We start from the raw sequence: 19,070 nt of genomic DNA, 5'->3' as shown, positions 1-19,070 counted from the left end.
CTGAGGATTTAGGCGCCCAAGGCCGCCTTGCGGGTTTTGACGATCATGAGCGCGGCATTGGCCGCCTCGCGCCCCTTGTCAACAAAATGGGCGCGGTAGATCGCGTTATGATGATCGGTTTCCTGATAGTGGTGCGGCGTCAACGAGACGGACAGGACTGGCACGTTGGTCTCCATCCCGGCCTGCATCAGACCGTCCACGACAGCCTGGGCGACAAAATCATGGCGATAGATGCCGCCATCCACCACAAAGGCCGCGCAGGCGATGGCGTCGTATTTACCGGTCTTGGCCAGTTCTTTGGCCAGAAGCGGCATTTCAAAGGCACCGGGCACGTCAAATACGTCGATCTGCTCGGCGGGGATCAGCTCCTGAAAGCCATCCAGCGCACGGTCGACGATATCGGAATGCCAATGCGCCTTGATGAAAGCGAAGCGGGTGTGTGTCATGATCGATAACTCCTATAGGTTTGACACGTCACCCAAGGCGATCACGAGTGATGAGGGCACACGTTCCCCGTGGCCCTGTCACACGTTCTCTTCCATCCGGACTATGACCGTCGGCTCTGGAGTTGCACCAGATCTGCTGACACTTCCAAAAATCTGGAAGCCGCTCGCGGGCTTGCGGGACTGGCCCGCTTACCGCCGGTGGGGAATTCCGCCCCGCCCTGAGAACAGCGCGACCATGGCTGCAAGACAGGTCAAAGGCAAGAGAAAGAGCGCCTGCGTCGCGCGGCAAAGGGGGTTTTCCCCGCCGGGGTTGTGGCTAGAGTGCGTGATGTTCGATCTGGCGCAGGGCGCATACTGACTGCCCTGCCAAAGAGTCATCTCCGACCGGTCATTGGTTCCAACGAAAAGGATAGTCGATATGAAACTCTATCACGCGCCGACCTCCCCCTATGTGCGCAAGGTCATGGTGCTGCTGCACGAGACAGATCAGTTGGCAGATGTGGAGTTGCGCCCGGTGGCCACGACACCGATTTCCCCGGCGAGCGACCTGAAAGCGGCCAATCCGCTGGCGAAGATTCCGGCGTTGGAACGGGCCGATGGGGCGACGCTGTATGACAGCCGGGTGATCTGCGCCTATCTGGCCGAGCGTGCGGGCAATGCGCTTTATGCCGGCGGCTGGGACACGCGGGTGCTGGAGGCCACCGCCGATGGCATCATGGAGGCGGCGGTATTGCTGTCCTACGAAAAGCGGCTGCGCCCGGCGGACAAACAGTGGCCAGAGTGGATCGAAGGGCAGAGTGGCAAGGTGCTGGGCGGTTGTGCGGCGCTGAACACCCGCTGGATGTCGCATCTGCAGGGGCCCTTGCGGATTGGCCAGATCGCGGTGGCCTGTGCGCTGTCCTATGTGGATTTCCGCCATCCGGATATGGGCTGGCGCAACGGCAATGAGGCGCTGGCAGAATGGTTTGCCGCATTCGATTCGCGCCCGTCAATGCAGGCGACACGGCCGCCGGAAAGCTGAGATCTGGCGCAGGCGACCCCTTGAATTCGGGGGCGCCTGCGCAAATATGTGAGGCTGTTTGCAACAGTTGCGCATAATTACTTGCGGATGCGTCCATCTGCGCGCCTATGACCGCTGGACGAAAGCCCTTCTCCCCGCTAGATACCCGCGATGAGTCACTGCGTTCTTTGCGCAGTGAATGCGCATGTTTGCCCTAAACGGGCGCTGGAATTGGAGAAAACCTCGTGTCCCACGCAGAAGACAACGAAGGAACCCGGAGAGATTTCCTCTACTACGCCACTGCCGGCGCCGGGGCAGTGACTGCGGGTGCCGCAATTTGGCCCCTGGTCAACCAGATGAACCCCTCGGCTGACGTTCAGGCTCTGTCCTCGATCATCGTGGATGTGAGCGGCGTGGAAGTCGGAACACAGCTCTCGGTTATGTTCCTCGGTAAGCCGGTGTTCATTCGCCGCCGTACCGAAGAAGAAATCGAGCAAGCCCGTGCTGTCGATCTGGCGGAGCTGCCCGATCAGCAGGACCGAAATGCAAATAAGCCCGGTCTGGATGCATCTGACGAAAACCGCACCTTGGATGACGCTGGCGAATGGCTGGTGATGATGGGTGTGTGTACCCACCTTGGCTGTGTGCCGCTGGGTGACGGTGCAGGCGAATTCAACGGTTGGTTCTGCCCCTGCCATGGTTCGCACTACGACACTGCCGGTCGTATCCGCAAAGGCCCCGCACCCGAGAACCTGCCGGTTCCGACCGCGGAGTTCATCGACGAAACCACCATCCAACTGGGATAAGGGAGGCACATATGTCCGGCATTCCGCACGATCATTACGAGCCGAAAACCGGTGGCGAGAAGTGGCTTCACAGCCGCCTGCCCATCGTCGGCCTGATCTACGACACCATCATGATCCCCACGCCCAAGAACCTGAACTGGTTGTGGATTTGGGGCATCGTTCTGGCCTTCTGTCTGGCCCTGCAAATCGTCACCGGTATCATTCTGGTGATGCACTACACCCCGCATGTGGATCTGGCGTTTTCCTCTGTTGAGCATATCATGCGCAACGTGAACGGCGGCTTTATGATCCGCTACCTGCACGCAAATGGCGCGTCGCTGTTCTTTATTGCGGTTTATATCCACATCTTCCGTGGTCTGTACTACGGCTCCTACAAGGCGCCGCGCGAGATCACGTGGATCATCGGCATGCTGATCTATCTGATGATGATGGGCACCGCATTCATGGGCTACGTTCTGCCCTGGGGTCAGATGTCCTTCTGGGGCGCGACCGTGATCACCGGCCTGTTTGGCGCGATCCCGTTCATCGGCGAGCCGATCCAGACCCTGCTTCTGGGTGGTCCGGCCGTCGACAACGCGACGCTGAACCGCTTCTTCTCGCTGCACTACCTGCTGCCATTTGTGATTGCCGGTCTCGTGATCGTCCATATCTGGGCATTCCACACCACAGGCAACAACAACCCGACCGGTGTTGAAGTGCGCCGCACCTCCAAGGAAGAGGCTGCGAAAGACACGCTGCCCTTCTGGCCGTATTTCGTGATCAAGGATTTCCTTGGTCTGGCGGTTGTGCTGGTGATCTTCTGGGCCATCGTCGGCTTCATGCCGAACTACCTGGGGCACCCGGACAACTACATCGAAGCCAACCCGCTGCAGACCCCTGCGCATATCGTTCCGGAATGGTACTTCCTGCCGTTCTACGCGATCCTGCGGGCCTTCACCTCTGAAGTCTGGGTTGTGCAGATCGCGTCCTTCGTGACCGGTGGTATCGTGGATGCCAAGTTCTTTGGTGTTCTGGCGATGTTTGGTGCGATTGCCGTGATGGCGCTGGCGCCTTGGCTGGACACCAGCCGCGTGCGCTCGGGTCGTTTCCGTCCGCAGTTCAAATGGTGGTTCCTGTTGCTGGTTATCGACTTCTTCGCCCTGATGTGGCTGGGTGCGATGCCGGCGGAAGAACCCTATGCGTCGTTCTCGCTGGTCGCTTCGGCCTATTGGTTCGGTTACTTCCTGGTCATTCTGCCCCTGCTGGGCGTGATCGAGAAGCCGCAGGCCATTCCCGAGACCATCGAAGCCGATTTTGATGCCCATTACGGCAAAAAATCTGGCGCTGACGCCACGCCGGCTGAGTAATTGAGAAGGACAGCAACCATGTTGAAAAAACTTGCAACCGGTGCCGCCTTCGCTCTGGCGCTCGTTCCTGCCGCATCTTTTGCGGCAGGCGGGGCAGGCCATGTCGAAGACTACGACTTCTCTTTTGAAGGCCCGTTCGGCACCTATGACACCAACCAGCTGCAGCGCGGCTTGCAGATCTACACCGAGGTCTGCGCGGCCTGCCATGGTCTGAAACAGGTGCCACTGCGCACGCTGGCAGACGAGGGCGGACCGAACCTGCCTGCGGATCAGGTCCGGGCCTATGCGGCTGACAACTTCAGCGTTTATGACCCGGAACTGGATGAGGATCGCCCGGCGAAGCCGACGGATCACTTCCCAGAGAACAACAACGCCGGTGCTCCTGACCTGTCGCTGATGGCGAAGGCGCGCGCAGGCTTCCACGGGCCTTATGGCCTGGGTCTGAACCAGATGTTCAAAGGCATGGGCGGTGCTGAATATATCGCCTCCCTGTTGGCGGGTTACACGGGTGAAACCAAGGAAGAAGCTGGCACCACCTTCTATGAGAACACCGCTTTCCCGGGTGGCTGGATCTCCATGGCGCCGCCGCTTTCGGATGAGCAGGTCGAGTTCATCGATGGCGCACCGAATGATGTGGAAAGCCTGTCCAAGGACGTCGCGGCTTTCCTGATGTGGACCGCGGAGCCCAAGATGATGGCACGCAAGCAAGCGGGTTTTGTCGGCGTGCTGTTTCTGACGCTGCTGTCGGTTCTGCTGTATCTGACCAACAAGCGCCTCTGGGCTCCGCATAAAGGCAAGAAATCCAGCTAAGCCGGTTCTCTGCCATTTAAGATCATGAAACCCCCGCACGGTCCTGCCCTGCGGGGGTTTCTTTTTGATCCTTAGGACGGGGCGCTGCCCCTCTGCCCTGCGGGCATTCACCCCGGAGTATTTTGGGAAAGGTGACGGGGGCAGAGGGCAGGGGCAGGGCGCGCTGAGCCTGCTACCCGGCGAAGAAGCAGGAGCGGGGCCTTGGGGTCTGAAGATGCGTGAGGAGCGTTTGGGCCATATCTGCGACCGGGGTGCTGCCGTCAAACTCCAGATCATAGCGGAGCCCATCATGGACATGCGCCGCATCTCGTGCGGCGCTGCCTGCTGGTCTGTTGCCGCGGATCTTCTCGCGCTGAGTGAGCGTTGCGAGCGGCGGGCGCAGCCCAACAAAGACAATATCATGGCGGCTCAGCAGGGCCTGTAGCTCCGCGTGCCAGCCGGGTGTGTCGAGGATATGTTCGACAATCAGGTCGTTGCCGGCCTCGGCAAAGCCGGCCGGCATGCGGTGGAAGCCTGCAAAGAACGCTGGACGCGCTGTGGGCCAATCGGGATAATCCGCAGGCCGCCAGGCGCCACTGTCGCGCAGGTGATCAATGGAGAGATGCAGAAAGGGCCGCGAGGCCTGATCCCGCAATGCGTTTGCAAGTGTGGATTTACCGCTGCTGGAGGCGCCATGAAGAAAGAGAATGAGAGCAATTGATGCATCTGTCTCCCAACGTATAGGCGCGGTCAGCGCGCGATCAGACCGTGAGCTGCGTGCCTGTGATCCCGGTTGGTGTGGCGGTCACGATCTGCCCTTCGACCTGGGGCGTGGCAAAGGTGACTTCGGTGAATTGTTCGGTGCGGCCCATGTGGGGATTTTCCATCAGAATCTGATGAGCTTTGCCCCTTGCGGCGGCCAGATGCGTCCGAACCTGGGTGTCCCCAGCGGCGCGCAGGCGGGCGGCGCGGTCCTTGATCAGAGTGCCATTGACCTGGCTGGGGATCCGGGCTGCGGGTGTGCCCTCGCGCTTTGAGTAGGGGAAAACATGCAGCCAGGTGAGATCACAGTCGGTGACCAGCTTGAGCGAGTTCTCAAAATGGGCATCGGTTTCGGTCGGAAAGCCCGCGATGATGTCGGCACCGAAGGTCATCTCCGGGCGCAGTTTGCGAGCCTCCTCGCAGAAGCGGATCGCATCGTCGCGCAGGTGACGCCGGGCCATGCGTTTCAGAATGAGGTCATCGCCGTGCTGTAGGGACAGATGCAGATGCGGCATCAGACGGGGTTCTGTTGCGATCGCCTGCATCAGGTTGTCATCAACCTCGATCGAATCGATTGAGGAGATCCGCAAGCGGGGCAGATCCGGAACCAGCTTCAGGATGCGCATCACCAGATCGCCCAGCTTGGGCGTGGCGGGCAGATCCGCGCCCCAGGAGGTGAGGTCGACGCCGGTCAGCACCACCTCATTATAGCCCCGGTCCACCAGCCGTTTGATCTGATCTACCACCACGCCCGCCGGAACCGAGCGCGAGTTGCCGCGACCATAGGGGATGATGCAGAAGGTGCAGCGGTGATCACAGCCATTCTGGACCTGCACATAGGCGCGCGAGCGGGTGCCGAAGCCATCAATCAGGTGGCCTGCGGTTTCCGTCACGGACATGATGTCGTCGACCTGCACCTTTTCGGTGGTGCCGATGAAATCAGGTCCCTTGGCGATTTGCTGCCAGGTGCCCGCCTGCATTTTTTCGGTGTTGCCGATGACCTGCGTGACCTCGTCCATGGCGGCAAAGGTCTCGGGCTCGGTCTGGGCGGCGCAGCCGGTGACGATGATCGGCGCATCGGGGTTTTCGCGGCGCAGCTTGCGAATCTCCTGCCGGGCCTTGCGCACCGCCTCTGCCGTGACTGCGCAGGTGTTCACCACGACGGCATTCTGCAGCCCGGCCTGCTGGCTGAGCTCCTTCATGGCCTCGGTCTCATAGGCGTTCAGCCGACAGCCGAGTGTTGTGAACTTGGGGGCGTTGGTCACTTGGAGAGGCTTTCGAGGAATTGGCGGGTAAAATGGCCGTCGGCCACATGCATGGTGGGGCCGGTCATCCAGACGCCATCTTCGCGCCAGTCGATCCAGAGCGTGCCGCCGTCCAGATCAATCTGCACCTTGCGTCCCGTCAGCCCGCGACGCACAGCGGCCACGGCTGTTGCGCAGGAGGAGGAGCCGGAGGCCAGCGTGATGCCGACACCGCGTTCCCAGACCCGCATCCGCAGATGGTCCGGGGCGACAACATGGGCGACCTGCACATTGGTGCGTTCGGGATACAGCGGGTGGTGTTCGTAGCGGGCGCCAAATTCAGCGAGCGGAATCACCTCTGCGTTCTCCACAAAAAAGGTGCAATGCGGGTTGCCCATGCCGGTGGCGGTCGGCGCCCCTTCGATGGGGAGTTCGAGCGTATCGACATCCTCGGCCAGCGGGATATCCTGCCAGTTGAGCTGCGGTTGACCCATGTTGACGGAGGTGAGCCCGTTTCCAGCATCTTCCGCCAGAAGGAGGCCACGATCGGTGGTAAGGCGCAGGTGGGTCTTGCCGCTTTCATCCAGCAGATGGCGTGCAATACAGCGGGTGGCATTGCCACAGGCGGCAGAGGTTGATCCATCGGCGTTGTAGAACGTCAGATGTGCGTCCTCGTCGCCCTTGGTGATGACCGTCAGCTGATCAAATCCGATCCCCATCTGGCGATGGGCGATTCCCTCAGCCATGGCCGGGGTGATGTCCCAGGTTTGATCGCGCGCGTCCACCACAACGAAATCGTTGCCGAGGCCATGCATTTTCATAAAGGGCAAGCGGGTGTCTGATCCTATGGTCATTTCGGGCATATAGACCTCCGCCGAAGATGAATCCACCCTTGCAGCAAGAAACTTGAAAAAAGGGGTTGACCGTCTCAGCCCTTACCCCTAGATACGCCGCCTATCGGGACAGCAAGACTGACACGGTCGCGCCGCTCCGAAGCAAATTAAGTGCTTGATCCTTCTGGATTATGTCCTTAAAGAGCGACCAAGGAACGACACATCGTTCCGACGAAGAAGTGGGCCGTTAGCTCAGTTGGTAGAGCAACTGACTTTTAATCAGTGGGTCGCAGGTTCGAATCCTGCACGGCTCACCACTTCCTCTCTCTCCACTGAAAATTGCCAGATGATCTACCGACCACCGCAGCTGTCGCTGCCGGGTGTTTCTCAGTCTTTTCTTGCAAAAGTCCTCTGTTTTTGTGGCTCTGTGGTCGCCGGGGCTTCCTTGGGTTGCTAGGGTGCGGCGAGCGCTAACGCAAAGCGGTATGGCCTGCGGGCGGTTGCCGGTTTTGTCCCAGAGGTAAGGAGCCTGTGATGGTGTCGCCTATGTTTGAGCTGCCTGCGAATCCCGTGATTCCGGTGGAGGGTCAGGAGACCGGGTTTCCGGTAGGCCGAATCTTTTGTGTCGGGCGCAACTATGCTGCCCATGCGGCCGAAATGGGCGTTGAGGTGGATCGTGAAAAGCCGTTCTATTTCACCAAATCGGCAGCCAACGCGGTGCTGAGCGGTGCCGAGGTGCCCTATCCGCAGGGGACAGAGAATTTTCACCACGAGATGGAGCTGGTGGTGGCGATTGCTGCGCCGTTGCAGGATGCGACGGTGGCGCAGGCGCGGGCGGCGATCTGGGGCTACGGCTGCGCGCTGGATATGACACGGCGGGATCTGCAACTGGGTGAGCGGCAAAAGCAACGCCCGTGGAGCCTGGGAAAGGATCTGGAGAACGGCAGTGTCTTTGCGCCGCTGCGCGCGGCGGAGGAGTGGGGCGCGCCGGGGGAACAGCGGATCTGGTTGCGGGTCAACGATGAGATTCGCCAGGACGCCTCGCTTGCGGAGCTGATCTGGTCGGTTGAGGACATACTGTGCCACCTGTCACGGTATTATCACCTGCGGCCCGGGGATCTGGTCATGACAGGCACCCCGGCTGGTGTCGGACCGGTTGTCGCAGGCGATTATATCGAAGGCGGAATTGACGGGTTGATGCCGGTGCGGTTGACGCTGCGCTGAGGGATCGGCGCGCGATATACATGTGTCGTGGTGAGTTTAGCATCGCTATACACGTATGACGTGAATTAAGTAACCGAATTACCGCTTGTTTCGATCATCCTGTAACGTATTTTTCTTTCAACACACCGCGCGGACTGCGCAGGATCGCGAAATCATGTGGCAGAAATGCATAATCATCTGTTGATGGTTACAAATGCACCTAATAGCTGGTGAGGCAAGGGGGTGCTATCGTGGTGATCCGGGACGGGATGACCGCGTTTGCACAGTGTCGCAGGGCAAGGGCGTTTGTTGCATCGGCGGGGTCCGATGGCGATAAATGAAACGAACAAAGGTCAGAGGGAGGAAACACATGACCACTCGGAGAAAGCTACTTGGCGCGGCGGGGGCCGTTGCACTCATGGCGATGGGCGCGACGTCCGCCATGGCGCAGGAGGTGACGCTGAAGCTGCACCAGTTTCTGCCGGCGCAGGCGAATGTGCCCAAGCTGATTCTGGATGTCTGGGCCGACAAGGTCGAGGCCTCTTCCGATGGCCGCATCAAAATTGACCGCTATCCGTCGATGCAGCTGGGGGGCAAACCGCCAGAGCTGATGGATCAGGCCATTGATGGTGTTGCAGATATCGTCTGGACCGTGGTGGGCTATACGCCCGGTCGCTACCCGTCGACCGAGGTGTTCGAACTGCCGTTCATGATGACCAATGCGCGCGCGGCGTCGCACGCCTATTGGGAGATGTTCGACGAACATATGAAGGACACCGAGTTCAAGGACGTGAAAATCCTGGGCACATGGGTCCATGGTCCGGGCATCATCCATACCACTGATCCGGTGGAATCCCCTGACGACCTGCGCGGTATGAAAATCCGCGGCGGGGGCCGGTCTGTGAATGGTCTGCTAACCGAGCTGGGCGCCACCCCGGTGGGCATGCCGGTACCGGCCATCCCCGAAGCGCTGTCCAAAGGCGTGATCGACGGCACCACTATTCCGTGGGAAGTCACCACCGCGCTGAAAGTGCCGGAGCTGGTCGAGAACCACACCGAATTCACTGGCCGTGCGCTTTATACGCTGACCTTTGTTCTGGCGATGAACAAGGAGAAGTACGAGAGCCTGCCTGACGATCTGAAAAAGGCTGTTGATGAGAACTCCGGTCTGGAATTCTCCGTCTTTGCCGGTGGGACCATGGCGGATGCCGACACTCCCGCGCGGGAGTTCGCGCTGGACGAAGGCAACAATGTCATCACTCTGGACGAAGAGCAGACCGCGATCTGGCGTGAGGCGTCCCAGCCGATCTACCAACAGTGGCTGGATGATATGAAGGCCAAAGGGGTCGATGGTGACGCGCTGCTGGAGCAGGCCACCTATCTGATCGACAAATACACTGCTCAGTACGACAACTGAGCCAAGACCGGTGGACCTGCGGCTGCGTTTATCCGCAGGTCCACCCCCCACCTGAAAGGGTAGGCTTTCCATGCACAAGCTGATGATGGGACTGGCCAGATCCATGGCCATGGCGGGCGGCGTTGTGCTGTCGCTGCTGATCCTGCTGACATGTCTGTCGATTGCCGGGCGTCTCTTGAACGGGGGGCTGCACGGCGCCCTGATGCAGAGCATCGCGCCGGATCTGGCCGAGTGGCTGATCGCGATTGGTGTCGGGCCGATCAACGGGGATTTCGAGGTGGTCGAGGCCGGTGTCGCCTTTGCGATCTTTGCCTTTCTGCCGCTGTGTCAGATCACGGCAGGCCATGCGTCAGTGGATATTGTGACCAACAGTTTTCCGAGGGGAGCCAAGCGGTTCCTGCGGATGGTGACGGAGATCGTCTTTGCCGCAGTGTTGGTGCTGATCGCGGTCCGGCTTGGGGCTGGTGCGCTGAGCAAGTTCCAGAATGGCGAGACGTCCTTCCTGCTCGAGTTTCCGGTCTGGTGGGCCTATGCCGGCAGCCTCGTCGCGGCCAGCGTGGCCGCCGTGGTGGGCATTTATATGGCCGCCGTACGTACGATTGAATTTATGACTGGCCGCATCCTTGTCTGGGACGGCGTGGAGGGCGAACAGTGACTGCGCTTGAAATCGGGATTGCCTCTTTTCCCGTCCTGATGATGCTGATTTTCCTGCGGGTTCCGATTGGCCTGTCGATGTTTCTGGTTGGTCTGGTCGGGTTGATCATCGTGACCGATGGTACCCAAGTTGCCTTTGGCCGGATGAAAAGCGAGACCTATTCGACCTTCTCCTCCTATTCACTGACCATCGTGCCGATGTTCCTGCTGATGGGCCATTTTGCGACGCTGGGGGGGATGTCCACCGCGCTGTTCAAGGCGGCGGAGGGGTTCCTTGGCCATAAGAAGGGCGGCGTTGCCATGGCAGCCATCGGTGCCTGTGCAGGCTTTGGCGCGATCTGCGGTTCGTCGCTGGCAACTGCGGCGACCATGGGGCGGGTGGCGCTGCCGGAGCTGCGCAACTACGGTTATGCTGGTGGGTTTTCCACCGCGACGCTGGCGGCTGGCGGCACCCTTGGTATTCTGATCCCGCCCTCTGTGGTGCTGGTGATCTACGCGATCCTGACCGAACAGAACATTGCCAAACTGTTCTTGGCGGCTTTCATCCCCGGTATTCTGGCGGCCATCGGCTATGTGATTGCAATCTCGATCTACGTTCGCGTCTTTCCCGGAAGTGCCGGCACCCGCCCGCCCGTGCCATGGGGCGAGCGGTTTGCGGCGCTGTTTCACGTCTGGCCGGTTCTTCTGGTCTTTGGACTGGTGGTTGGTGGGATCTATCTCGGTTGGTTCACCCCGACCGAAGGCGCGGCCGTTGGCGCGTTGGGGACTGGGCTGATTGCCTGGCTGAACGGTGGGCTTAATCGCGAGACCCTGACCGACAGTTTCATGGTCACGGCGCGTTCGACCGCGATGATCTTTTTCATTGTGTTGGGGGCCGGGTTTTACAACGGGTTCCTCGCCCTCACCAAGGTGCCGCAGGAGCTGGCTGATTTTGTGGTCTCACAAGGGTTGAGCCCTTGGATGGTGCTGATGCTGATCCTTGCGTTCTATCTGGTGTTTGGCTGCCTGATGGACAGCCTGTCGATGATCCTGCTGACCATCCCGATCTTTTACCCTGTCATTTCGGCGATGGATTTTGGTCTGGTGAACCTGCCCGCCATGCAGGCCGAGGCCGCGATGGAGGTGTTGAAGGCGGGTGTGCCACAGGGGATGGGGGCGGAAATGCTCGCCTCGATCCAAGAGGCGATTGCCACCGGCGCTGAGCTGACCCGCGAGCAGATGAAAGAGCTGGGCATTCGCGTGACCAAGGGGATGGCGAACCGGATGGAGACCGAATATGTCGCCATCTGGTTTGGTATTCTGGTTCTGATCGTGGTCGAGGTTGGCCTGATCACGCCGCCGGTTGGTATGAACCTGTTTGTGATCAACGCGATGGATCGCACCACCCGTATGGTCGATACCTATAAGGCGGTGATGTTCTTTGTCGCCTCCGACCTGATCCGGGTTGTGATCTTGGTGGCCTTTCCGATCATCACCTTGCTGCCGTTGATGTTGATGCGCTGACGGCGCGGCTCACTCTCGCGGCCATCCGTTTGACCCTGGGGTCTGATGGGTGGCCGTTGCCATTTTCAATCCAGTTTTTTCCAGATCCGAGGCCCAGAATGACTGACAGCCAGACGCCCGATTTTATCCATGAGATCCGTGTGGGCTGGGGAGACTGTGACCCGGCGCGCATTGCCTATACCGGGCATTTGCCGGGGTTTGCGTTGCAAGCAATCGATGCCTGGTGGGAACATCAGCTGGATGGCGATGGCTGGTATCAGATGGAGCTGGACCGTGGCACCGGCACGCCCTTTGTGCATATGAGCATCGATTTCCGCTCTCCCGTCACACCGCGCCATCGGCTGGCCTGTTCGGTCTGGCCCGTGGCTTTGGGTCAGAAATCCGTGACCTTTCGGGTTGAGGCACAGCAGGATGGCACCCTTTGTTTTGAGGGTAAATTTGTCTGTGTCTTTATCGCGCCAGAGGATTTCAGCGCCAAACCTGCGCCTGAAGATTACCGCGCAGTGATTGAGCCGCTGCTGCGGCCCGACCTCGCCTAGGGTTGGGAACTCCCCGTATTAGAGCCGATGTCAGAGCGGTTCACGCTGCCAGCCATCCGCGTATGACACCCGCTCCATGTCGGTGAAACGGCGGGTCCGTTCCAGCTCGGCTTCCAGTCGGTTCTGCCGTGCCGGAGACCATTTGACGCCCCGCTCTGGCCAAAGCGCGGCGACATGCAGGGTGCCTGCGAGGTCCCCGGGCTGGCGGTGCGCCTTCATATCGATGCGGCCCACCAGGCGGTCTCCCTCCATCAGCGGGAAGACATAATAGCCGTAGCGGCGTTTGGCGGCGGGGGTGAAAACCTCAATTCGGTAGTGAAACCCAAACAGCCCTTCCGCGCGCTTGCGATCCCGCAGGGCCGGATCAAACGGGCTGAGGACACGCATGCGGCCGGGGGGTGGTGGCAGCGCGGCGGCCTGTTCGACAGCACCGGGGCGGGCAAAGACACGGCGGCTGCGCCCGTCCGTTAGCGTGACATCGACCGGCTCAATCTGCCCATCCGCCAGCGCCTGTTTGCACCATGTGGCGCATTCCGCTGGGGAGGCCGTGGCCCAGAAGGCGGCCAGCTCTCCTGAGGTGGCAAAGCCGAGACGATCCAGCGCCGCGTTGCACAGCCAGTCCAGCGTTTCTTCCGGCGCGGGGGAGCCTTGCGCGGGGAGATATTGGCTGTCGATGACCCGTTCGCTCAGATCATAGCGTTTCTGAAATCCGCTGCGCCCGACCACCGCCAGCGCGCCGGACCGCCAGAGGTATTCCAACGCGGTTTTTGATGGGTGCCAGTCCCACCAGCCGCCGGTGCCCTTTTTCTCGTCCTTGCCCACGTCCGAGGAGCTGACCGCACCATAGTCGCGGATATGATCCAGCACATGCTTAAACTTCGCCTCGTACCCGTCGCGGTGCCAGTTGCGGTATCTTTTGCGCAGCACCTCTGCGTCGCGCTGAAACCGCAGGTGCCAGTGCGGGTAGAACTCCATGGGCAAAACGGCGGCGTCATGGGTCCAATGTTCGAACAGGGTGCGATCCTGCTCATAAAGCCGTTTCAGCGCCGCAGGCCGATAGCTGGGCCTGCGTGAGAACAGGATCATGTCATGGGCGCGGGCGACGGTGTTGATGCTGTCCAGCTGCACAAAACCAAGCCGGGTGATCAGCTCCAGCAGTGCATCACCCTTGGCCGGCCCGCTGGGTTGCTCCAGCAGGGCATGCCGATCCATGAACAGGCGCCGCGCGGCCCGGTTGTCCAGCCGCGTGACCGCCATCAGCGCCGCTTGAGCGTGTCACCAAAGGTGATCGTGGGCGTCAGGGTCACGTGCTTTTCGATCTCGGCATCCGGATTGTCGAGTTGGGCGGCAATGATCTCAGCCGCCTTGCGCCCGATTTCCAGACGACAGGCATCCATCGTGGCCAACTGCCGTGGCAGCCCCTGCAACAGTTCAACCCCGTTGAAGCCGGCAAGTCCGATCTGACCGGGAATGTCAATCTTCTGATCCATCAGGTAGAGCATACCACCTGCACCAATCATGTCGTTGGAATAGTAAAGAAAATCCAGCTCCGGAGAGCGGTCCAGCATTTCCTGCGTCATCTCGCGGCCCTTCGCCAGCGCAGAGCCACCAGAGTAGAAAGCGCGATCCATGATCTCCACGCCTTCCTTGGCGAGGGCCTCGGTAAAGCCCTCGAACCGTTTGCGCGCGCGGTGGTCCAGCGGCATCTTGGTGCCCATGAAGCCGATATTGCGATAGCCCGCTTTCAGGATCGCCTTCGCCATCTCTCGGCCTGCCCGCCGATGCGAAATACCAACCATCGCATCCACCGGCTTGCCATCGGTATCCATCACCTCAACCACCGGAATGCCCGACGCATTGAGCATGGCGCGCGCGGCCTCAGTATGTTCGAGACCCGCAATGATGACGCCAGAGGGCCGCCAGGAGAGCATCTCGTAGAGGACTTTCTCCTCTTTCTCCGGCTGATAGTCCGTGACACCCACAACCGGCTGCAGATCGGTATTTTCCAGTACCGAATTGATGCCTGTCAGTACCTCGGGAAAAACCATGTTCGAGAGCGACGGGATGATGACCGCCACCAGATTGACCCGGTTGGAGGCCAGCGCGCCGGCGATCTTGTTGGGGACATAGCCCAGTTCCTTGGCCGCGCTCAGCACCTTTTGGCGGGTTTTTTCCGACACATCGCCCCGGTTGCGCAATACGCGACTGACGGTCATTTCTGACACCCCGGTGGCTTCGGATACGTCACGAAGAGTGAGCGGGCGCTTGTTGTCCGTTGTCACGTCGATGGCCTCACATTGTTGTTCCCGTTAGGTTAGCGCAGACAGCGTCGGCTGCACAATGGGGACGGCTGCCGCGAAATCCAATTCCTCAGGATTGTCTTGCCATGACGGGTTTGCTATCGCGTAAACAGGCTGGCCCGGATCAGGCCCCGTGGCTCAACTGGATAGAGCAGCCCCCTCCTAAGGGGCAGGTTGCAGGTTCGAATCCTGCCGGGGTCGCCATTCTGTTGGCTGTGCTATTTTTCTCATTCGTCAGTGTGTGCTAGATGATCTCTTCCCTCCTTTGGGAGGGGGCTATGTCAGATCTGGCGCGCCTGTGGCAGAAGGAAGGGAACACCGGAGCGGGGCAAGCTGTTGACCGGGACCGGGCAACCGTAGGCGTGTTCCAAGGTTTGGCTGGTTAGAACCTCCTGCGGTGTGCCCTTGGCGGCGACGTGTCCGGCATGGATCAGGGTGATCTGGTCGGCATACATGGCGGTCAGGTTCAGATCGTGCATCACTGCGACAACACCGCCGCCGCGGGCCGCATAGTCACGCGCCAGATCCATCACGGTGAACTGATGACCGATATCAAGGCTGGCCACGGGTTCATCCAGAATAAGCCAACGCGGGATGCCCTCTACCACCGGTTCCCAGACTTGGGTCATCACCCGGGCCAGTTGTACACGCTGCTGTTCGCCACCGGAGAGATCTTGATAGAACCGGTTCGCAAACCCGCCCAGATCGACCTGTTCCAGCGCCCTGAGCGGTAGCTCCGTGTCCGCCGCGGCCAGACCTGCGGAGAGCCCGAGCCGTACGATTTCCACCACTGTGAAGGGAAAGGCGATTGCGGCAGATTGCGGTTGAACGGCCCGGATCGCGGCCAACTCCCAAGGTTTCATCGCAGCAGTGTCTTGGCCGTTTATCAAGACCTGGCCTGTAAAGGGCACCTCGCCGGTCATTGCCCTCAGGAGTGTGGTTTTGCCAGAGCCGTTTGGGCCTGCGATTGCCGTCACCTCACCTGGTCGTGCGGCGAAGTCGATGCCATGCAAAATTCTGCGGTGGCCAAGTTTAACCGTAATGTCAAAAGCTTCCATCGGGTTCTCCGCTCAAAGGCCGGTGCTGCCGAAGCGGCGCAGCAGGATCCACAGGAACACCGGGGCGCCCAGAACGGCTGTGATAATGCCAATCGGAAGCTCGGCTGGGGCAATGATCACCCGCGAGATCATGTCTGCCGCCAGCAATAGCGATGCACCCAAAAGGGCGGCATTCGGCAACAGGCTGTGGTGGTCCGGTCCGCTAGCCAAACGCAGCAGATGCGGGACGACGATGCCGATAAATCCGATGCCGCCGGAGACCGCAACGGAGGCTCCGGTGGCGCTCGCGACTATGAGGATTGCGATGTTTTTGACCCGTTGTACAGGAATGCCGATATGCCCTGCCGCCGCTTCTCCCAGCGCCAGCCCGTTCAGGCCGCGCGACAGGGCTGGCAGAGCCAGCAGGGCGACGCCAATGATGGGGAATGCCGCCAGCACCTTTGACCAGGTCGCACCAGCCAGTGACCCCATGCCCCAGAAAGTGAGGTCGCGCAGTTGGTTGTCATCTGCGATGTAGACCAGAATTCCCGACAGAGCCCCTGAAAGTGCGCCGAGCGCGATGCCTGCCAGCAGCATCGTGGCGACCGAGGTCTGCCCCCTGCGTGTGGAGACACGGTACAGAATGAGTGTAGACCCCCAGCCGCCGAGAAATGCGGCGATGGGGACAAGGTAGTTGCCAACCGTATCGCGCAGCATGGCGGGCAGAAAGGCACCCAAGACAATTGCACAGATCGCTGCCAGCCCCGCGCCAGCACTGACACCGACAATCCCTGGATCCGCAAGCGGGTTGCGAAACAGCCCCTGCATCACAGCGCCGGAAACGGCCAGGGCGGTCCCAACCAGAATACCCAAGAACAGACGTGGTAAGCGGATATCGAACAGAACAATCTGATCCAGTCGCGACAGGTCGCGTCCCGTCGCCAGATCCCTCAATGCCCCCCATAGCGACGTGCCTGACGCGCCCCAGGCCAAGGACAAAACAGACATCACGGCCAGCAGCAAAGCCAGAACCACGGTCAACCTCCGCGCCTGCACCCGGCGATCGATAGCGCCCAGCGATGTGACACCGCTGTTAGGGGTATCCGCAGCGAGCGCCATGTCAGTCTGCCTCGCTGTAGAGTGCCTGGTTGAGTTCAGTGACTGCGGATGCGGTGCGCGGCCCAAAGCCAAGCAAATGCAGGCCATTCATGCGGACCACCTTGCCGGTCTGGGCTGCTGGGGTCGGTGCGATGGACGGCATCGCAAGCAAGTCCTCAATCGCGGCACCATGGTCGCCGCCACGGTCCATCATCAGGATCACATCCGGCGCAGCCTTCGACACCGCTTCGTCCGTCATCGGCTTATACCCGTCGAAGTCCGTCACCGCGTTAACGGCGCCAGCCATTCGAATGATGCTGTCAGCCGCCGAGTTTGCACCGCCGGCCATGATCCTGCCGCCCCGTGTCGAGAGAATGAACAGCACCTTTTTGGGATGCTCCCCGGCAACCGATGCGGCGTCTGCTTCTGCGGATCTGAGGTCTCGCGTCACGGTCTGCGCCAAGGCTTCGGCTTCGGCCTCTTTGCCCAATGCCGCACCAACGGTGCGAATCTTGGCTGTGATCCCGTCTGCGGAAAAGATCTCCGGCACCGAAACGTAGTCAACCTGCGCGCTTTTGAGGACGTCCAGCGTTTCAGGCGGGCCGGCGCCTTCGATCGCGATAATCATGTCGGGGGCAACCGACAGCACGCCTTCAGGGGACAATGCCCGCGCGTATCCGATATCCGGCAACGCCAGTGCTGCTGTAGGGTAGGTGGAGGTCCGGTCGCGGCCGATCAGCCGATCCTGCTGACCAAGAGCGTAGATGATCTCGGTCACCGAACCACCGACAGAGACGATGCGTTTGGGCATCTCCGCCAGGGCAATGCTGCCGATTAGCAGCCCTGCCATCAGCAGATTAAGCCCCAGGAATAGACGGCCGAATGCAGACATCACGCCGGTTCTTTCACAGCGAAGGAGGTCAGGTTTTCAACAATGGCATTCCATTCCGGGCGGTGATCTTTGGCTTCGGTCCGGCGGCCAAAGACCTGAAAGATAATGCCACCCTCGGCATCGAAGGCTTCGACAGATACCGCGTCCCCGCGCTGGGTGGGCTTGGTCACTGCCCAAACCTCAGCGATGTGGTCCATGCGCAAATGCAGATCAAAGCCCGGGTCCAAGATGTTCTGCCATGGCCCCATTTCACGCAGATTGCGGATTGGGCCGCCATGGATTTCGATACATCCCATATTCCCGACGAAGAACATAACGTCGAGTTCCTGATCCTGTACCGCAAACAACATCTTATTGACCTCAGCCGGGTCAAGCTTGCGAGCCAGCGGCTCCCCTGCAATGCGGTAGGCGCCCAGCCGGTTCATCTTCAGCTTCGATGTCAGCCGCATGAACTGATGGGTATCCGTCATCTTGGCCCATTCAGCGCGCAGGATGTCTGCCTTCTCCGGGTTTGCCTTGGCAGGTTCTGTCGGTTTGCGCGGCTCTACGGTGAGTTCCTGAGACTGTTGCTCCAGGGTCAACTCTTCAACCAATCGCTGCCAGGCATCCAGATCCGAGGTCTCGCGCAGATGCACCTTATGAACCGCGTCGCCCGCTGCATCAAAGATCTGAATTGACCGCTTGGTGCCCTTGTCCGTTTCGCGTTCCACCGCAAAAGCCGAGACGAAATGCCGGGGGAAGAAGCGTAGATCAATTGCATCATTGAGGATCATCGATGCGTGCTGGCCTGAGTGATAGTTTTCGTAGATGCCAACCTTCTCAATCACACAGGATGGGTTGCGGGTCAGGGCCATAACCTCACCCAGTGGCGCAAGTCGCGGCATGATTTCATCTGGGCTGGCCGGAATGCGCGAGACACCCTCACCGACATAGGCCGCCACCAGCTGGCCTTCGGCAATGCCGAATTTGTCGGCAAAATCGCGATCTCTTAGGTTTGCATGCTCTGCGCGCGCCGCACGGATCGCAGCTGGTGTCATGGTTGAGGCGGTCATGGCAGCCCTTTCTACTAAGACGTCCTAGAAGAGGCTGGCAGTGGCGGAACGTGCCGCGCGAGAGCTGGCCACCGCATTTTACGGTGCATTAAATTTGTTGACTGTTTTTATCAGCTTTAATAACAGACACAAGCGGAATTTATGATTCC

The 19,070-nt window shown here is 60.2% G+C and carries 19 protein-coding genes, 2 tRNA genes and 1 riboswitch; of the genes, 11 read left to right on the top strand and 10 right to left on the bottom strand.

Features of this window, described 5'->3' with window-relative positions; translation table 11 throughout:
* Positions 1 to 8: 8 nt before the first annotated feature.
* Positions 9 to 446: a 6,7-dimethyl-8-ribityllumazine synthase gene (locus OO25_RS05720; RefSeq protein ID WP_040178887.1), complete on the bottom strand. Its 438-nt coding sequence runs from the start codon at positions 444 to 446 to the stop codon at positions 9 to 11.
* 80 nt (positions 447 to 526) lie between these two features.
* Positions 527 to 676, bottom strand: a riboswitch (FMN riboswitch).
* 188 nt (positions 677 to 864) lie between these two features.
* On the opposite strand from OO25_RS05720, the gene OO25_RS05710 reads away from it, so the two are divergent.
* From OO25_RS05710 to OO25_RS05695, 4 genes are all read left to right on the top strand, one after another.
* Positions 865 to 1,467: a glutathione S-transferase gene (locus OO25_RS05710; protein WP_040178884.1), complete on the top strand. Its 603-nt coding sequence runs from the start codon at positions 865 to 867 to the stop codon at positions 1,465 to 1,467.
* Positions 1,468 to 1,691: 224 nt separating this feature from the next.
* Positions 1,692 to 2,252: a ubiquinol-cytochrome c reductase iron-sulfur subunit gene (gene petA, locus OO25_RS05705; protein WP_040169956.1), complete on the top strand. Its 561-nt coding sequence runs from the start codon at positions 1,692 to 1,694 to the stop codon at positions 2,250 to 2,252.
* 11 nt (positions 2,253 to 2,263) lie between these two features.
* Positions 2,264 to 3,598 carry a cytochrome b gene (gene petB / locus OO25_RS05700; RefSeq protein ID WP_040169957.1) on the top strand — a complete coding sequence of 445 codons (1,335 nt, stop codon included), beginning with the start codon at positions 2,264 to 2,266 and terminating at the stop codon, positions 3,596 to 3,598.
* A gap of 18 nt (positions 3,599 to 3,616) precedes the next feature.
* Entirely contained in the window at positions 3,617 to 4,408 is a 792-nt protein-coding gene (locus OO25_RS05695) for a cytochrome c1 (RefSeq protein ID WP_040169959.1), read from the top strand.
* A 172-nt stretch (positions 4,409 to 4,580) separates the two neighbouring features.
* Here the strand turns inward: OO25_RS05695 and OO25_RS05690 are convergent, their stop codons facing one another.
* From OO25_RS05690 to dapF, 3 genes are read right to left on the bottom strand one after another with little or no spacing between them, the layout of a single operon-like run.
* Positions 4,581 to 5,105 carry a chloramphenicol phosphotransferase CPT family protein gene (locus tag OO25_RS05690; RefSeq protein WP_040178883.1) on the bottom strand — a complete coding sequence of 175 codons (525 nt, stop codon included), beginning with the start codon at positions 5,103 to 5,105 and terminating at the stop codon, positions 4,581 to 4,583.
* 43 nt (positions 5,106 to 5,148) lie between these two features.
* Positions 5,149 to 6,414, bottom strand: coding sequence for a tRNA (N(6)-L-threonylcarbamoyladenosine(37)-C(2))-methylthiotransferase MtaB (mtaB, locus tag OO25_RS05685; RefSeq protein ID WP_040178881.1), 1,266 nt, complete (start codon positions 6,412 to 6,414; stop codon positions 5,149 to 5,151).
* Entirely contained in the window at positions 6,411 to 7,256 is an 846-nt protein-coding gene (dapF, locus tag OO25_RS05680; protein WP_040169965.1) for a diaminopimelate epimerase, read from the bottom strand. Before dapF ends, mtaB begins: the two co-directional genes overlap by 4 nt.
* Before the next feature lie 211 nt (positions 7,257 to 7,467).
* Between dapF and OO25_RS05675 the strand changes: the two genes are divergently transcribed.
* From OO25_RS05675 to OO25_RS05650, 6 genes are all read left to right on the top strand, one after another.
* Positions 7,468 to 7,543 (top strand) — tRNA-Lys (locus OO25_RS05675).
* A 217-nt stretch (positions 7,544 to 7,760) separates the two neighbouring features.
* Positions 7,761 to 8,450, top strand: coding sequence for a fumarylacetoacetate hydrolase family protein (locus OO25_RS05670; RefSeq protein ID WP_040178879.1), 690 nt, complete (start codon positions 7,761 to 7,763; stop codon positions 8,448 to 8,450).
* A 349-nt stretch (positions 8,451 to 8,799) separates the two neighbouring features.
* On the top strand, positions 8,800 to 9,846 hold the full coding sequence (locus OO25_RS05665) for a TRAP transporter substrate-binding protein (RefSeq protein ID WP_040169969.1): 1,047 nt from the start codon (positions 8,800 to 8,802) through the stop codon (positions 9,844 to 9,846).
* Positions 9,847 to 9,916: 70 nt separating this feature from the next.
* Positions 9,917 to 10,501: a TRAP transporter small permease gene (locus OO25_RS05660; RefSeq protein ID WP_040178878.1), complete on the top strand. Its 585-nt coding sequence runs from the start codon at positions 9,917 to 9,919 to the stop codon at positions 10,499 to 10,501.
* Positions 10,498 to 12,003, top strand: coding sequence for a TRAP transporter large permease (locus OO25_RS05655; RefSeq protein WP_024098775.1), 1,506 nt, complete (start codon positions 10,498 to 10,500; stop codon positions 12,001 to 12,003). The genes OO25_RS05660 and OO25_RS05655 overlap by 4 nt, the downstream gene beginning before the upstream one ends.
* A 98-nt stretch (positions 12,004 to 12,101) precedes the next feature.
* Positions 12,102 to 12,542, top strand: a complete 441-nt coding sequence (locus tag OO25_RS05650; protein WP_040178877.1) for a thioesterase family protein — start codon at positions 12,102 to 12,104, stop codon at positions 12,540 to 12,542.
* A gap of 30 nt (positions 12,543 to 12,572) precedes the next feature.
* Here the strand turns inward: OO25_RS05650 and OO25_RS05645 are convergent, their stop codons facing one another.
* Positions 12,573 to 13,799, bottom strand: a complete 1,227-nt coding sequence (locus tag OO25_RS05645) for a winged helix-turn-helix domain-containing protein (protein ID WP_040178876.1) — start codon at positions 13,797 to 13,799, stop codon at positions 12,573 to 12,575.
* Positions 13,799 to 14,824 (bottom strand): LacI family DNA-binding transcriptional regulator, encoded by a 1,026-nt coding sequence (locus OO25_RS05640; RefSeq protein ID WP_014881441.1) that lies wholly within the window; start codon positions 14,822 to 14,824, stop codon positions 13,799 to 13,801. The genes OO25_RS05645 and OO25_RS05640 overlap by 1 nt, the downstream gene beginning before the upstream one ends.
* A gap of 145 nt (positions 14,825 to 14,969) precedes the next feature.
* On the opposite strand from OO25_RS05640, the gene OO25_RS05635 reads away from it, so the two are divergent.
* Positions 14,970 to 15,046, top strand: a tRNA-Arg gene (locus OO25_RS05635).
* A gap of 77 nt (positions 15,047 to 15,123) precedes the next feature.
* Here OO25_RS05635 and OO25_RS05630 read toward each other — a convergent pair.
* The 4 genes from OO25_RS05630 to OO25_RS05615 are packed head-to-tail and all read right to left on the bottom strand — an operon-like array spanning position 15,124 to position 18,921.
* On the bottom strand, positions 15,124 to 15,900 hold the full coding sequence (locus OO25_RS05630) for a heme ABC transporter ATP-binding protein (protein WP_040178874.1): 777 nt from the start codon (positions 15,898 to 15,900) through the stop codon (positions 15,124 to 15,126).
* Between the two features lie 12 nt (positions 15,901 to 15,912).
* On the bottom strand, positions 15,913 to 16,998 hold the full coding sequence (locus OO25_RS05625; protein WP_040178872.1) for an iron ABC transporter permease: 1,086 nt from the start codon (positions 16,996 to 16,998) through the stop codon (positions 15,913 to 15,915).
* 1 nt (position 16,999) lies between these two features.
* The gene (locus tag OO25_RS05620) at positions 17,000 to 17,869 is read right to left on the bottom strand and encodes a hemin ABC transporter substrate-binding protein (RefSeq protein ID WP_040178870.1); all 870 of its coding nucleotides are present in this window, start codon (positions 17,867 to 17,869) and stop codon (positions 17,000 to 17,002) included.
* Positions 17,869 to 18,921 carry a hemin-degrading factor gene (locus OO25_RS05615; RefSeq protein WP_040178868.1) on the bottom strand — a complete coding sequence of 351 codons (1,053 nt, stop codon included), beginning with the start codon at positions 18,919 to 18,921 and terminating at the stop codon, positions 17,869 to 17,871. The genes OO25_RS05620 and OO25_RS05615 overlap by 1 nt, the downstream gene beginning before the upstream one ends.
* Positions 18,922 to 19,070: the final 149 nt, after the last annotated feature.

Origin of the sequence: Phaeobacter sp. S60, assembly GCF_000826845.1 — a bacterium.
Lineage (GTDB): Bacteria > Pseudomonadota > Alphaproteobacteria > Rhodobacterales > Rhodobacteraceae > Phaeobacter > Phaeobacter piscinae.
Note: the sequence above shows the minus strand (reverse complement) of the source record. Positions and strands in the feature narration are given on the sequence as shown.